At 62.2% G+C, this 12142-nt stretch carries 16 protein-coding genes; 7 read left to right on the top strand and 9 right to left on the bottom strand.

Annotated elements, in window-relative coordinates; genetic code table 11:
* Positions 1-73 precede the first annotated feature (73 nt).
* Positions 74-637 (top strand): ankyrin repeat domain-containing protein, encoded by a 564-nt coding sequence (locus tag FJ943_RS07740; RefSeq protein WP_140720582.1) that lies wholly within the window; start codon positions 74-76, stop codon positions 635-637.
* 36 nt (positions 638-673) lie between these two features.
* Here FJ943_RS07740 and FJ943_RS07745 read toward each other — a convergent pair whose 3' ends face one another.
* Together FJ943_RS07745 and FJ943_RS07750 are read right to left on the bottom strand one after the other, a co-directional pair.
* Entirely contained in the window at positions 674-1201 is a 528-nt protein-coding gene (locus FJ943_RS07745; RefSeq protein ID WP_015318057.1) for a gamma carbonic anhydrase family protein, read from the bottom strand.
* Positions 1202-1220: 19 nt separating this feature from the next.
* Positions 1221-1556 (bottom strand): hypothetical protein, encoded by a 336-nt coding sequence (locus FJ943_RS07750; protein WP_140616938.1) that lies wholly within the window; start codon positions 1554-1556, stop codon positions 1221-1223.
* 137 nt (positions 1557-1693) lie between these two features.
* On the opposite strand from FJ943_RS07750, the gene FJ943_RS07755 reads away from it, so the two are divergent.
* Positions 1694-2425, top strand: coding sequence for a hypothetical protein (locus FJ943_RS07755; RefSeq protein ID WP_140720584.1), 732 nt, complete (start codon positions 1694-1696; stop codon positions 2423-2425).
* Positions 2426-2477: 52 nt separating this feature from the next.
* Here the strand turns inward: FJ943_RS07755 and FJ943_RS07760 are convergent, their stop codons facing one another.
* On the bottom strand, positions 2478-2681 hold the full coding sequence (locus FJ943_RS07760) for a DUF3126 family protein (protein WP_006200852.1): 204 nt from the start codon (positions 2679-2681) through the stop codon (positions 2478-2480).
* Positions 2682-2820: 139 nt separating this feature from the next.
* On the bottom strand, positions 2821-3669 hold the full coding sequence (cysE, locus tag FJ943_RS07765) for a serine O-acetyltransferase (protein WP_015318060.1): 849 nt from the start codon (positions 3667-3669) through the stop codon (positions 2821-2823).
* Positions 3670-3802: 133 nt separating this feature from the next.
* Between cysE and FJ943_RS07770 the strand changes: the two genes are divergently transcribed.
* Positions 3803-4399: a hypothetical protein gene (locus FJ943_RS07770; protein ID WP_140720586.1), complete on the top strand. Its 597-nt coding sequence runs from the start codon at positions 3803-3805 to the stop codon at positions 4397-4399.
* A 48-nt stretch (positions 4400-4447) separates the two neighbouring features.
* Here FJ943_RS07770 and FJ943_RS07775 read toward each other — a convergent pair whose 3' ends face one another.
* From FJ943_RS07775 to FJ943_RS07785, 3 genes are read right to left on the bottom strand one after another with little or no spacing between them, the layout of a single operon-like run.
* Complete coding sequence (locus tag FJ943_RS07775) at positions 4448-5215, bottom strand: alpha/beta hydrolase (RefSeq protein WP_140720587.1); 768 nt, start codon at positions 5213-5215, stop codon at positions 4448-4450.
* 21 nt (positions 5216-5236) lie between these two features.
* The gene (locus tag FJ943_RS07780) at positions 5237-5797 is read right to left on the bottom strand and encodes a DUF192 domain-containing protein (RefSeq protein ID WP_140720589.1); all 561 of its coding nucleotides are present in this window, start codon (positions 5795-5797) and stop codon (positions 5237-5239) included.
* A 23-nt stretch (positions 5798-5820) separates the two neighbouring features.
* Positions 5821-6414, bottom strand: coding sequence for a cold-shock protein (locus FJ943_RS07785; protein ID WP_015318064.1), 594 nt, complete (start codon positions 6412-6414; stop codon positions 5821-5823).
* Between the two features lie 217 nt (positions 6415-6631).
* On the opposite strand from FJ943_RS07785, the gene gloA reads away from it, so the two are divergent.
* Together gloA and FJ943_RS07795 are read left to right on the top strand one after the other, a co-directional pair.
* Positions 6632-7072: a lactoylglutathione lyase gene (gene gloA, locus FJ943_RS07790; RefSeq protein ID WP_015318065.1), complete on the top strand. Its 441-nt coding sequence runs from the start codon at positions 6632-6634 to the stop codon at positions 7070-7072.
* 127 nt (positions 7073-7199) lie between these two features.
* Positions 7200-7493: a DUF2218 domain-containing protein gene (locus tag FJ943_RS07795; protein WP_041163846.1), complete on the top strand. Its 294-nt coding sequence runs from the start codon at positions 7200-7202 to the stop codon at positions 7491-7493.
* A gap of 47 nt (positions 7494-7540) precedes the next feature.
* On the opposite strand, the gene FJ943_RS07800 is transcribed toward FJ943_RS07795, so the two are convergent.
* Positions 7541-8095, bottom strand: a complete 555-nt coding sequence (locus tag FJ943_RS07800) for a DUF1697 domain-containing protein (RefSeq protein WP_023773109.1) — start codon at positions 8093-8095, stop codon at positions 7541-7543.
* Complete coding sequence (gene ilvA / locus FJ943_RS07805; protein ID WP_140665554.1) at positions 8092-9348, bottom strand: threonine ammonia-lyase IlvA; 1257 nt, start codon at positions 9346-9348, stop codon at positions 8092-8094. The genes FJ943_RS07800 and ilvA overlap by 4 nt, the downstream gene beginning before the upstream one ends.
* A 396-nt stretch (positions 9349-9744) precedes the next feature.
* Between ilvA and FJ943_RS07810 the strand changes: the two genes are divergently transcribed.
* Together FJ943_RS07810 and FJ943_RS07815 are read left to right on the top strand one after the other, a co-directional pair.
* Entirely contained in the window at positions 9745-10818 is a 1074-nt protein-coding gene (locus FJ943_RS07810; protein WP_083883249.1) for an alpha/beta hydrolase, read from the top strand.
* Positions 10819-10961: 143 nt separating this feature from the next.
* Entirely contained in the window at positions 10962-12122 is a 1161-nt protein-coding gene (locus tag FJ943_RS07815) for an alpha/beta hydrolase (protein WP_140616944.1), read from the top strand.
* Positions 12123-12142: the final 20 nt, after the last annotated feature.

The following is a 12142-nucleotide window of genomic DNA, read 5'->3' on the forward strand; positions in this document are numbered from 1 at the left end:
TTGTGATATAAATTTCCACAGGCGGAAGATCGAGATATTATCAGTCGGCAACTCCGCCTTCTGGACCGCAGCCATGCAGGAAATTCCGGAAGATCGATGCGAACGCCATCGTCTGTTCAAGGCGATAGACGATGCCTTCAAGGCTGGCGACTTCGAGGCCCTCGGCACCGCCCTGGGCCGTTCGCCCCTCTGGTTTGACGAGCGCATGCCGTTTGAGCTCGGCCTTGGCCATCCGCTCGAATACGCGATCTACTGGAGCCCGCTTGCCTTCGTCGCGGCGCTGCTAGACGCCGGATCGAGCCCGAACTACGACGATCATGCCGGATTTCCATCGATCATCGCGGCGCTGTCCACCGAACGCGCGGACAAGCTCGACATCATCCGCATCCTCATCGATCACGGCGCCAGTGCAGACATGCGAGGTGTCAACGACTGGACGCCGCTCCATTACGCCGTGGCCATGCGAGACGCCGAGGCGATCCGCCTGCTTCTTGCCGCCGGCGCGGATCCCTCTTTGAGGACTCGCATCGACCACTGCACGACAGCGCTGGAAGAAGCAGAGATTGCAGGGTTCGAGGTGGGCGCATCGCTGCTGCGGGCAGCCCTTGCGGAGCGCGCAACCGGCAGCCGGGATTAATAGGCGCCGGTGGCCGACGGCATGCCGGCCGAGACCTCAGACCTTCTTCAACCCTAGCTTGAAGCGCCTGGCGTTGGCGACGTAGTGCGCGGCCGAGGCCCGCAGCCGCTCGACCGCCGCGTCGTCCAGCACCCGGATCGCCTTGGCGGGCGAGCCGACGATCAGCGAATTGTCCGGAAATTCCTTGCCTTCGGTGACCAGAGCGCCGGCGCCGACGAGTGAATTCTTGCCGATCCTGGCGCCGTTGAGCACGATGGCGCCCATGCCGATCAGGCTGTTGTCACCAATCGTGCAGCCATGCAGCATGGCGCGATGGCCGATCGTACAGCCCTCGCCGACGGTCAGCGGAAAGCCGGGATCGGTGTGCATGACGGTATGTTCCTGCACATTGGTGTCGGCGCCGATGACGATGGGCTCGTTGTCACCCCTGATGACGGCGCCGAACCAGAAGCCGGCATTGCGGCCGATCCTGATGTCGCCGATCAGCGTAGCATCGGGCGCGATCCAGTTCGAGTCCGCGTCGGCGAAGCTCGGCTCCGTTCCATCGATCGCATAAAGCGGCATTGTCGGTCTCCGAATCGCCTCAGGCTGGAAACCCTAGGAGACCGACGGCCCAGGAAGCAATGGCCAGTACGACGATGCCCAGCGCCAACGACCAGGCAATAGCGGTGCAGCCGCATGACAGGAGCGCCACTGTCGAGATGCGGTTCGCGCGCCTGGCGTCAAGCGCATCGTTGACCAGCATGAACGGCCCGGCGCCCGCGGTCACAGCCAGCGAGCGCAGCACATGGGCGGGCGACACATAGGGTTCGGTGAAGGCGACCTTGCGACCCGATACCAGCTCCATTGTCGAGCCCGCCAGACCGCAAACCGTCAAGCCGACGACAAAAGCGAACAGCAAGAGTTCCATCTGGGCCACATTAACCCTCCATTTACCATGCAATCGCACAGTCGTTTCAGGAAGTCTGCAAGGGCCGTGCCGTGCGAGTGTGCCGTCAAGGGACACTTGGACCGCGGACACCCGGATGGCCGTTTGGCGGTGGAACGAGGACCGAGATGAAGCAGGCAGCGATCGCCGACGGCCCGAAACTGACCGTGGTCGATTCCATGCTGATGAAGCGGGTATTCTACGCGTTCGCGGCTCTGGCCTTGCTGTCGATAGCCATCAGCCTTGGCGGCAAATGGTTCGGCCGTTCCATTGCCATGGCCGGCTACACCGACGACGCGACCGTGCGCGAAGTGGTGATCGGCAACAACGTCATCACCGTGCCGGCCAATTTCATCCGGTTCGAGCAGGCCCGGCGCGACGGCGTCGCCACGCGCCTCGACCTTTATATGCGCTATCCCCAGATGGACGGCTACAGCGAGGCGTCGCGCGATGATTTCAATCACGCCGGAGCCAACAGGAACGTCATTTTCCTGTCCTTCGAGCAGCAGATGATGTCGCGCGACATGAGCGGCCGGTTCGGACCGATCTACAGCGCGCTCATCGTCCAGCCCGGCATTCCAGGCCCCGGCGGCACGACGGTCTACGGGTTCAATGAGAAATCAGGCTACCTGAACGAGGTGCTGGTCGTCGGCAAGCGCGCGGGCAACGACCCTTTCGTGGCCCGCTGCCTCAGCGGGCCGAGCGCCGGCGAATCGCTGGCCCCTTGCGAGCGGGACATCCATGTCGGGGACGATCTCAGCCTTACCTATCGCTTCCCAAGGGAATTCCTTGACGATTGGCAGACGCTAGACGCGGCAATCACGGCCAAGGCGGGGCGAATCCTAAAGACCGGACATTGACAGGCAGAAGAGGCCGGCCGCGCTCGATGCGGCCTGCCGTGGCATTGCGGGCTCAGGCTAGGTCGATGTCCAGGATTGCCATCGAGAAATTGTAGTCGCCGTCGTCCTCGTCCTTGAAGACGATGCCGAGGAATTCGTCACCGACATAGACCTCGGCCGAATCTTCCTTGCGCGGCCGTGCCTTGACCTCAAGCTTGGGGTTCTGGAAGACGCGCTTGAAATAGGCGTCCAGCTTTCTGATTTCGTCCGGCTTCAACAGTCTTCTCCGATCATCGGCTTGCTCGTTTGAACGGCGCTTCTGGCACGTCGACAATGGCGATGTAAAGGCAAGCCGGCCTTATTGCACCGGAAGCGGCAGCGCTGCCGGGCAATCATCCGGGGCAACTGCCGGCAAATCAGATATCGAAACTGATGACGTGGTCCATCTTCTGCGACGGCAGAAGCTGGTCCATCTGGCGCGAAGGCTGGTCGCAGCCGGTCTCGCCAACCACGCGGGCCGGCACGCCGGCTACCGTCTTGTTGTGCGGCACAGGCGACAGCACCACCGATCCGGCGGCAATCTTTGAGCAATGGCCGATCTCGATGTTACCGAGAATCTTGGCGCCGGCGCCAATCAGCACGCCGTGGCGGATCTTGGGATGGCGGTCGCCGCCGGCCTTGCCGGTGCCGCCCAGCGTCACGCCATGCAGGATCGAAACGTCGTCCTCGATAACCGCCGTCTCGCCGACGACGAGGCCGGTGGCGTGATCGATGAAGATGCCCTTGCCGATGCGCGCGGCCGGATTGATGTCGGTCTGGAAGACCGCGGACGAACGGCTCTGCAGGTAAAGCGCGAAATCCTTGCGGCCGTGGTTCCACAGCCAATGCGCCAGCCGGTGGGTCTGGATGGCATGAAAGCCCTTGAAATAGAGCACCGGCATGATGAACCGGTCGCAAGCCGGGTCGCGGTCATAGTAAGCCTGTATGTCGACGCGCACCGTGGTCGGCCAGTCCTTGTCGTCGGCGAGCATCGACTTGAAGGTTTGGCGGATGAGATCGGAGCCGATATCCTGATGAGCAAGCCGCTCCGCGATCCTATGGATGACAGCCTCTTCCAGACTCTCCTGGTTAAGGATCGTGGAATAGAGGAACGCGGCCAGCAAGGGGTCGCGGTTGACCGCTTCCATCGCTTCGTCGCGGATCGAACGCCAGATCGGATCGACCGGCTGCAACGCGCTTTGGCGGGAAATGCTGATGCTGTTCATCGACGTCTCGTCCTGCGTCCTGCTAGTCTGCCTGCCATCTGGCCGCACATATAAGCCAGTTCATAGCATGATTGAACTCAATTTTCCTTAGTGCTGTGTCAAATGGATTTGGTTCGCGGGAATTCAAGCCGCCATGGAAAACGAACCCTTGATCGACGATGCCCTGAAAACCGAGCTTTCGGTCCTCTACAAGGCCGGCGATCGCCACTATCACAACCTCACCCATATCGAAGCGATGCTGGAGCTGGCCGATGACTATCGAACGCTTCTGGACGACCCCGAGGCCGTCGAAGCGGCGATCTGGTTCCATGACGCCGTGTATGACAGCAGGGCCAAGGACAACGAAGCGCAAAGTGCCGCCCTTGCCGAGCAAAAGCTCGCCGGCCGCATCGATGCCGGGCGCCTGAGCCGCGTCAGCGCAATGATACTCGCCACCGCCACGCACCAGTTGCCGCTGTTCGACGACGTTGCGGCGACGCGCGACGCCAGCTTGTTCCTCGACATGGATCTTTCGATCCTGGGTGCCGCGCCGGATGCATTCGACGCCTATGAACGCGCGGTTCGCCACGAATATGGCTGGGTGGAAGAGCCGATGTGGCGTGCCGGCCGCGGCGCGGTGCTGAAAAGCTTCCTTGCCCGCCCGCATATTTTTCACACGCAGGAGTTCCGGCAGCGCTTCGAGCCGCAGGCAAGGCGGAACATAGCGCGGTCGCTGCAGGCCTTGACCTGATTTAGATCATTTCGCGACCCGAGATGCTCGTCCCCAAACTCCGGAGCCTCAGAGCGGATTTTCGGCGTAAAACTCCAGCACGCGCTGCTTGAAGGTCTTGTCCCCGACGGCCAGCATATGGTCCCTGCCCTCGATGTGGAAGGCCCTGGCGTTCGGCATCAGCGCCGCAAGCTCGTCCGGCGATCCGCCAATGTCGTCGGTGGTACCGACCGCGATCAGCGTCGGCTGGGCGATGCGGGCAATATCCTGCTCATCAAGCAGTTCCCGTGAGGTCACGATGCAGGCGGCAAGCGCCCGGCGGTCGCTGCGGGTCTGGTCGGCGAAGGCGCGAAAAGAGCGACCGCGCGGATGGGTGGTCGCGGCCGGATCCTCGGCCAGAAGGGCGGCCGCGATCGGATCCCAATCGCCTACTCCATCGATCATGCCGATGCCGAGGCCACCAAAAACCAGCGTCGCCACTTTGTCCGGGTCGGACAGTGCCAGGAAGGCCGCGATGCGCGCGCCCATCGAATAACCCATGACATGGGCGCGCTCGATGCCGAGATGACCGAGCAGGGCTGCCGCGTCCGAAGCCATTTTCGCCGGTGTATAGTCGGCCTCCTCATAGCTCTTGGATGACGAGCCGTGGCCGCGATTGTCGACGGCGATGGCGCGGTAGCCGGCATCGTTGAGCGTCTTGAACCAGCCGGGCGACACCCAGTTGACATAGTGGCTCGACGCAAAGCCGTGGATCATGAGCACCGGATCGCCCTCGCCCGATGCCGGCTGGCGGTCGAGGAAGGCTAGATCGAACCCGTCATGAGAGAAAAACTGCATCGGCTACACCACCATCGGCACTCAGCCGCCGCCATTTGGCGCATCGCCGTTGTCCGCCGGCGGCGAGCTCGGACCAAAGACCGTGCCGATGGCCGGATGGCTCAACAGATTGCCATATTCGATGCCGTTCCTGGCGGCCGTGCCGGCCTTGAGTTCAAGTACGAAACGCACGGGTACGCCAGGTGAAATGACGGCCTCGGACTGCGGTACGCCCTGTTTGACAGCCCGGATCTTGCCGTCCTGACCAATAAAGATCAGGTCAAGCGGCATCGGCGTGTTCTTCATCCAGAAGCCGACCTGTTGCTGGATCGGAAAAACGAACAGCATGCCATGGTCGTCCGCCATGTCCTGGCGATACATCAGCCCGGCCTCCCGCTCCGCGTCGGTGTCGGCGACTTCAATGGAAAACGAGCGATCTCCGCTTTTCGTCGCCACAACCAGCGGCGCGGGATCGACGGGAAGGACCATGGCCCGGCCATCGGCCGCGCTGGGTACCTGGAAATAGAAGAATGCGGCGGCGGCGACCATGACGGCAGCCACAGCGCACATCACGCCCGCCGTCAGCCCGTTCCTGTGTGTCATATGAAATCCTCGGCCGGATCGCCCTAGTGCGAGACCGGCAAGGTGCCCATATCGGGGTGAATTTCGGCGGCCATAAGGCCTTTGTCACCGCGGCCGAAACGGACAAGCACGACCTGCCCTGGCCGAAGCTCGGTGATGCCGTAGCGGCGCAAGGTCTCCATATGGACGAAAATGTCCTCGGTGCCCTCGCCGCGCGTCAGAAAACCAAACCCCTTGGTGCGGTTGAACCATTTGACCAAAGCGCGTTCGAGCCCGCTCTCCGGAGTCACCGAGACGTGGGTGCGCTGTTCCTGCATTTCCGCGGGATGGACGGCGGTGGTGACATCCATGGAAAGCACACGGAACGCCTGCAGCCCGCGCTCACCCTGCTTGACAAGGCAGACCACGCGCGCGCCTTCCAGGGCAGTCTGGAAGCCGTCCCGTCGAAGGCAAGTCACATGGAGGAGGATATCGCCCGAAACACCGTCATCGGGAAGGATAAAGCCATAGCCCTTGGCCACATCGAACCATTTGATGGCGCCGGCAATCTCGGCCAGGTCGGCATCGCCGCCTTCATCGTGAGATAAAGCGTCGCCAAGGGTATTGGCCCGCCCCGTCAAAGAGGCCTTTTCCCCCATAAGAATGCCCCCTTTATTCAAGAACACCGCAACTGATTCTTGACACCAGATTAACACCGCGGCTTCCGGTGTGTGCAAGACCTGACGTGCCTTTTTTCACGGTTCATTGCGGGAATACCGGATTTGTTCTTTGCCGGCACCGCTTGCCGCCTCACGATTGCCCTTTGACCGGGCCGACCCTATGTTGCGCCGCAACCCAACAGATCGAGGAAAACACATGCGCTATCTGCACACCATGGTCCGCGTCGCCGATGTCGATGCCTCACTCGATTTCTACTGCAACAAGCTCGGCCTGAAGGAAGTTCGCCGCTATGAAAACGAGCAGGGCCGCTTCACGCTGATCTTCCTGGCCGCTTCGGAAGACGAGCAGAGCGGCATCAACGAGAAGGCGCCGCTGGTCGAACTCACCTACAATTGGGATCCGGAAGACTACAAGGGCGGGCGCAATTTCGGTCACCTCGCCTATGAGGTCGACGATATCTACGCCACTTGCCAGCATCTGATGGACAATGGCGTCACCATCAACCGGCCGCCGCGCGACGGCAACATGGCTTTCATCAAGTCGCCTGACGGCATCTCCATCGAGCTTCTGCAAAAAGGCCCAGCGAAGGCCAAGGCCGAGCCGTGGGCATCGATGGCGAATACCGGAAGCTGGTAATCGATCACCTTTTCGAGTGGTCGGCGGCCACTCGATGGTGTTTGGCGAGGTTGTGCCTATCTATGCAGCCATGGCGCCTGCCCGGAAGAGCGGCGCCTCGTATGAGATTGAGCTTCGGAGAACCTTCATGCCGACAAGCCATGCCAATGTCGCCACGGCCCATGCAAGCCGCTATCTGCAACAGCTGTGCAAGCATTGGGCGCACAAGTTTCCCGTCGAGTTCGACCCCAACCACGGCATCATCGACCTTTCACTCGGCCGTACGGTCATGGACGCCGACGGGGCAGCGCTGCACATCACGGTATCGACCGACGAGCCCGCTTCGATCGAGCGCCTCGAAAGCGTCGTTGCCGACCACATCAAGCGCTTTGCGTTCCGCGAAGAACTGGCCTTCGACTGGAAACGCGCCGAGGCGGCATAGTTCGTTCATGCGTGTCGCCGCCGCGCATTTCCGGCGAGACGCATGGATCAATCGCTGCCGGACTTGCCCGCCATCTCCAGCAGCGCCAGCACCGAACGCCAATTGCGTGCCGTGCCCGGCACTTTCAACGTGCGCGGAATGAGGTTGGCGAACACCGATTTGCCGAGCCCGTCCGGCGCGCTGAGGTAGAGCACGTCGCCCTTGACCTCGAAACGCTCAGGACCAGTGCACTTTTCCGCCAACCGCGCCACCTCATCGGCGGTCGGCTCACGCTCCAGCGCATAGGCGTGGAGCTTTGTGTGGTCGGCGGCCGCTTCCGGATACGGATTTTCGCGCACCAGCCTTTCGAACCATTCGAAATCGCGCACCATGATGCGCGAATGGAAACCCCATTTTGTCTCGAAGGCCGCCTCGATCCGTTTGGTCAGCGCGGCCGCATCACCCTTGTCGGCCCGGAACACGACATTGCCGCTCTGCACATAGGTGGCGACATCGGAAAAGCCGAGATCCTCGAAGAAGGCCCGCAACTCCGCCATCTTGACGATGCGGTTGCCGCCGACGTTGATGCCGGAAAACAGGGCGATGAAGATCTTTCCGCTCATATGATGAACCCGGCCAATGTCTCGTTTTCGGTGATGTCCTGATACTGGACGCCCTCGGCCTCGAAATTTGCCTCAAGGAGATCGAAATTGCGCCGATCCTTGGTTTCGATGCCGATCAGCACCGAGCCGAAATTGCGCGCCGACTTCTTCAGATATTCGAAGCGGGCGATGTCGTCGTCGGGACCCAACATGTCGAGGAAGTCGCGCAGCGCGCCCGGCCGCTGCGGAAAACGGATGATGAAGTATTTCTTCAGGCCCTCGAAGCGCAGCGCCCTTTCCTTGACGTCCGGCAGCCGCTCGAAATCGAAATTGCCCCCAGACACCACGGCGACGATGGTCTTGCCCCTGATCTCCTTCCTGGAAAAATCCTTCAGCGCGTCGATCGCCAGCGCGCCGGCGGGCTCCAGGACCACGCCTTCGATGTTGAGCATCTCGATCATGGTCGCGCAGAGCCGGTTTTCCGGGATGAGCCGCACGCTGTCGGCGGCAAACTCCTTGAGATAGCGCAAAGGTTCGCGGCCGATCTCGGCGACCGCCGCGCCGTCGACGAAGTTGTCGACCTTGGCGAGCTTCAGCCGTTTTCCCGCGGCGAGGCTCTCGCGCAGGCTCGGCGCGCCGGCCGGCTCGCAGAAGACGAAACGCGCCTCGCGGCCCTGATCGGCGAAATAGTGCGTCACCCCGGCGGCGAGCCCGCCGCCACCCACCGGCAGCATGACGATGTCGGGCATGCGCCCGCCCGGCATCTGGTCCGCGATCTCGTAGGCGACCGTCGCCTGACCCTCGATGATATCCTTGTGATCGAAGGGCGGCACCATGTGGGCACCGGATCTTTCGGTGAATTCGAAGGCGGCGCGGTAGCAGTCGTCGAAGAAATCGCCGACCAGCCTGATCTCGACGAAATCGCCGCCAAACAGCCTGGTCTTGTCGATCTTCTGCTGCGGCGTCGTCACCGGCATGAACACCACGCCCTTCTTGCCGAAATGGCGGCAGACGAAGGCGAAGCCCTGCGCGTGGTTGCCGGCGGACGCACAGACAAACAGCTCGGCCTGGTTGCCTTCGCCAAGCGCCTTGCGGAAGAAGTTGAAGGCGCCACGGATCTTGTAGGAGCGCACGGGGCTCAAATCCTCGCGCTTCAGCAGCACCCGCGCGCCGGTCTTTTTCGACAGATAGTCATTTTCCTGCAGCGGCGTTTCCGGGAAGATCTGGCGGATCGCGGAGGCGGCGGTGGCGACGCGCGAGGAAAAGCTGGTCATGGCAAGATCATCCCGGGATCGCCCGCGGGCGAGTTAGAGGACAACCCTATTACACATCCAGCCCGGCAAGACCATTGCCCCGTGGAGCCCGAGCCCGCAACGGCGCCTTCCCGAAATGCTAGCAAGCACTTGGGGACGTTTGTTCATGCCTCTTCGTCGCGCTGAGCCGCGCATTGGTGGACGCGGAAGTTAGACATCCGGCCAGTTGCAGGTGCCTGACTTGTGCGACGTTGCGGCCTTACCACCCGCTTTGGCTTTCGCGCAACACTGCGCCCGCGGTCGCGAGGCGCCGACCGCATTTTGGCTGGACACGACTTACTTCCGCCGCACTTCGCCTGCTGGGGAGATATCGCGGAGGGTGGATTGGCCCTTTTTGGGCTCGAGTGGATTTTTGACGTGCATTTGAAGACGATTTGCATTCTTGCGCTTGCGCTGCTGGTGGCGGGCTGCGGCGGCCGCAAAACCGAGGAACTGCTCGGCAGCGCGGTCATGTCCGCGCCGGTAACGGAAATCGCAGGCAACCACTCGATCTTCATTGCCACGACCCGTAAGGCCTCCGACGATCCAAACAAGGTTTTCGACGGCGAACGCTCGGCGACGCTGAACTACGCCCGCGTCAACGTCACCGTTCCCGGTCTCCACCAGACCGGGCAGATCGAGCGGCGCTCACGCGGCAAATCGAACGATCCGGCCAAGTATTTCATGGCTTCCGAAGTCGTCGGCTACGACACGCAGCCGAAATTCGCCAGCGCGCTCAGCGCCGACATAGCGGCACGCGGCGGCCGCGTCATGGTCTTCGTCCACGGCTACAACACCGGCTTCGACGACGCCGTCTATCGCTTGACCCAGATCGTCCACGATTCCGGTTATCCGGGAACGCCGGTGCTGTTCTCGTGGGCCTCGGGAGCCAAGACCACCGACTATGTCTATGACAAGGAAAGTGCCAGTGCCGCCCGCGACCAGCTCGAAGTGACATTGCGCATGCTGGCGCAGAGCGGCGCGCGGCGCATCGACATCGTCGCCCATTCGATGGGAACCTGGGTGACGATGGAGACACTGCGCCAGCTCGCCATCACCGGTGACCGCGACCTCGGCGGCAAGCTCGGCGACGTGGTGCTCGCCTCTCCCGACATCGACGTCGATGTGTTCAAGAGCCAGATGCGCCGCTATGGCAAGCCCGACAAGCCGTTCATCCTGCTGTTGTCTGATGACGATCGCGCGCTGAGATTGTCCGGCCTGATCGCCGGCTCGCGCCCACGCGTCGGCGACTACAAGGATGCCGCGGACCTTGCCTCCTATGGCGTGACGGTCGTCGATCTCTCCAAGGTCAAGGGCAGCGACAGCTTCAACCACACGAAATTCGCCGACAATCCGGCACTGGTGAAGATGATCGGCCAGCGGCTGCGCGAGGACGATGGTTTCGCCAGCGACCGGGACGTGACCGACCGCATCAGCCTGCTTGGGCAGTAGATGCGGCGCAGCGGATTTCGCCGTGCCTGTTCAGCATCGCCGAACGATCGGCTCACTTTGAACTGGACCGCGCCCGCCTCTGGCCTTATCGGAGTATCGAGCGACGTCATGCGTTTGACGTCCCCCTATGCGGGAGCCGACGCGTGGCCTTGGGCTTGAAGAGTTTCGGTGTCGTCGCGTTCGCGCTGCTGGTCGCTGGCTGCGCCGGAAATACGCATGATCTGCTCAACAAGACGACGGTCACCGTACCGGCATCCGATATTGCGGCCACCCATGAGATATTTGTCGCCACCACCCGCCAGAAAGCGGTGAAGGACCCGCGACAGGTCTTCGACGGCGACCGTTCCCTGACCACCAGTTTCGCGCGGGTCGACGTCACGGTTCCGAAGAGCCATCAGGTCGGCAACATCGAGCGCGCCAAGGGTTCCGCCAACAGCAATCCGGCCAAGGATTTTGCGGCCACCGACGTCACCCTCTACGAAGGCGCGCCGCAATTCGCCAAGGCGGTCGGCTCCGACATCGCCATGCGCGGCGACCGGGCGCTGGTTTTCGTGCATGGCTTCAACAATGGTTTCGACGACGGCATCTACCGGCTGACGCAGATCGCCCACGACACCAAATATCCGGGCACTCCGGTGCTGTTCTCATGGGCATCGAGCGCCAAGACGACGGGCTACATCTACGACAAGGACAGTTCCACCGCCGCCCGTGACGATCTCGAGGCAACGCTCAGGATGCTCGCCAAGACGCGCGTCAAGAGCATCGACATCATCGCCCATTCGATGGGAACCTGGCTGACGATGGAGGCGCTGCGCCAACTTGCCATCACCGGCGACCGCGATCTCGGCGGCAAACTGGGTTATGTCATCCTTGCCTCACCGGACATCGATGTCGACGTGTTCAAGAAGCAGATGATCCGTTATGGCAAACCCAACAAGCCGTTCGCCGTGCTGCTTTCGGGCGACGACCGGGCGCTCAAATTGTCCTCGTTCATCTCCGGCGACAAACCGCGCGTCGGCGACTATGGCGATGCCGCCGATCTCGCCTCCTATGGCGTGTCGGTGGTCGATCTGACCAAAACGAAAGGCGGTGACGGCGGCCTCAACCACGCGAAATTCGCCGACAACCCGTTCCTGGTGCAATTGCTGGGCGACCGGCTGCGCACGCCGGCCGGGCTCGCCGCGGACGAGAACCCGGCACAGCTCGCCAATATCGGTCAGGGCCTGGGAAAGGTCGTCGGCTCCGCCGCAGAAGTCATCATCACGACGCCGTTCAAGGTGCTGACCATCGCCACCGGCGGGTGAGCAGCCACGAGCGGACGGCT

It is taken from the genome of Mesorhizobium sp. B2-3-10 (assembly GCF_006442275.1).
Lineage (GTDB): Bacteria > Pseudomonadota > Alphaproteobacteria > Rhizobiales > Rhizobiaceae > Mesorhizobium > Mesorhizobium australicum.

Coding starts and splice junctions, on each gene's coding strand:
- FJ943_RS07740 (WP_140720582.1), top strand. CDS start 74: ATGCAGGAAATTCCGGAAGATCGATGCGAACGCCATCGTCTGTTCAAG.
- FJ943_RS07745 (WP_015318057.1), bottom strand. CDS start 1,201: ATGCCGCTTTATGCGATCGATGGAACGGAGCCGAGCTTCGCCGACGCG.
- FJ943_RS07755 (WP_140720584.1), top strand. CDS start 1,694: ATGAAGCAGGCAGCGATCGCCGACGGCCCGAAACTGACCGTGGTCGAT.
- cysE (WP_015318060.1), bottom strand. CDS start 3,669: ATGAACAGCATCAGCATTTCCCGCCAAAGCGCGTTGCAGCCGGTCGAT.
- FJ943_RS07770 (WP_140720586.1), top strand. CDS start 3,803: ATGGAAAACGAACCCTTGATCGACGATGCCCTGAAAACCGAGCTTTCG.
- FJ943_RS07775 (WP_140720587.1), bottom strand. CDS start 5,215: ATGCAGTTTTTCTCTCATGACGGGTTCGATCTAGCCTTCCTCGACCGC.
- FJ943_RS07780 (WP_140720589.1), bottom strand. CDS start 5,797: ATGACACACAGGAACGGGCTGACGGCGGGCGTGATGTGCGCTGTGGCT.
- FJ943_RS07785 (WP_015318064.1), bottom strand. CDS start 6,414: ATGGGGGAAAAGGCCTCTTTGACGGGGCGGGCCAATACCCTTGGCGAC.
- gloA (WP_015318065.1), top strand. CDS start 6,632: ATGCGCTATCTGCACACCATGGTCCGCGTCGCCGATGTCGATGCCTCA.
- FJ943_RS07795 (WP_041163846.1), top strand. CDS start 7,200: ATGCCGACAAGCCATGCCAATGTCGCCACGGCCCATGCAAGCCGCTAT.
- FJ943_RS07800 (WP_023773109.1), bottom strand. CDS start 8,095: ATGAGCGGAAAGATCTTCATCGCCCTGTTTTCCGGCATCAACGTCGGC.
- ilvA (WP_140665554.1), bottom strand. CDS start 9,348: ATGACCAGCTTTTCCTCGCGCGTCGCCACCGCCGCCTCCGCGATCCGC.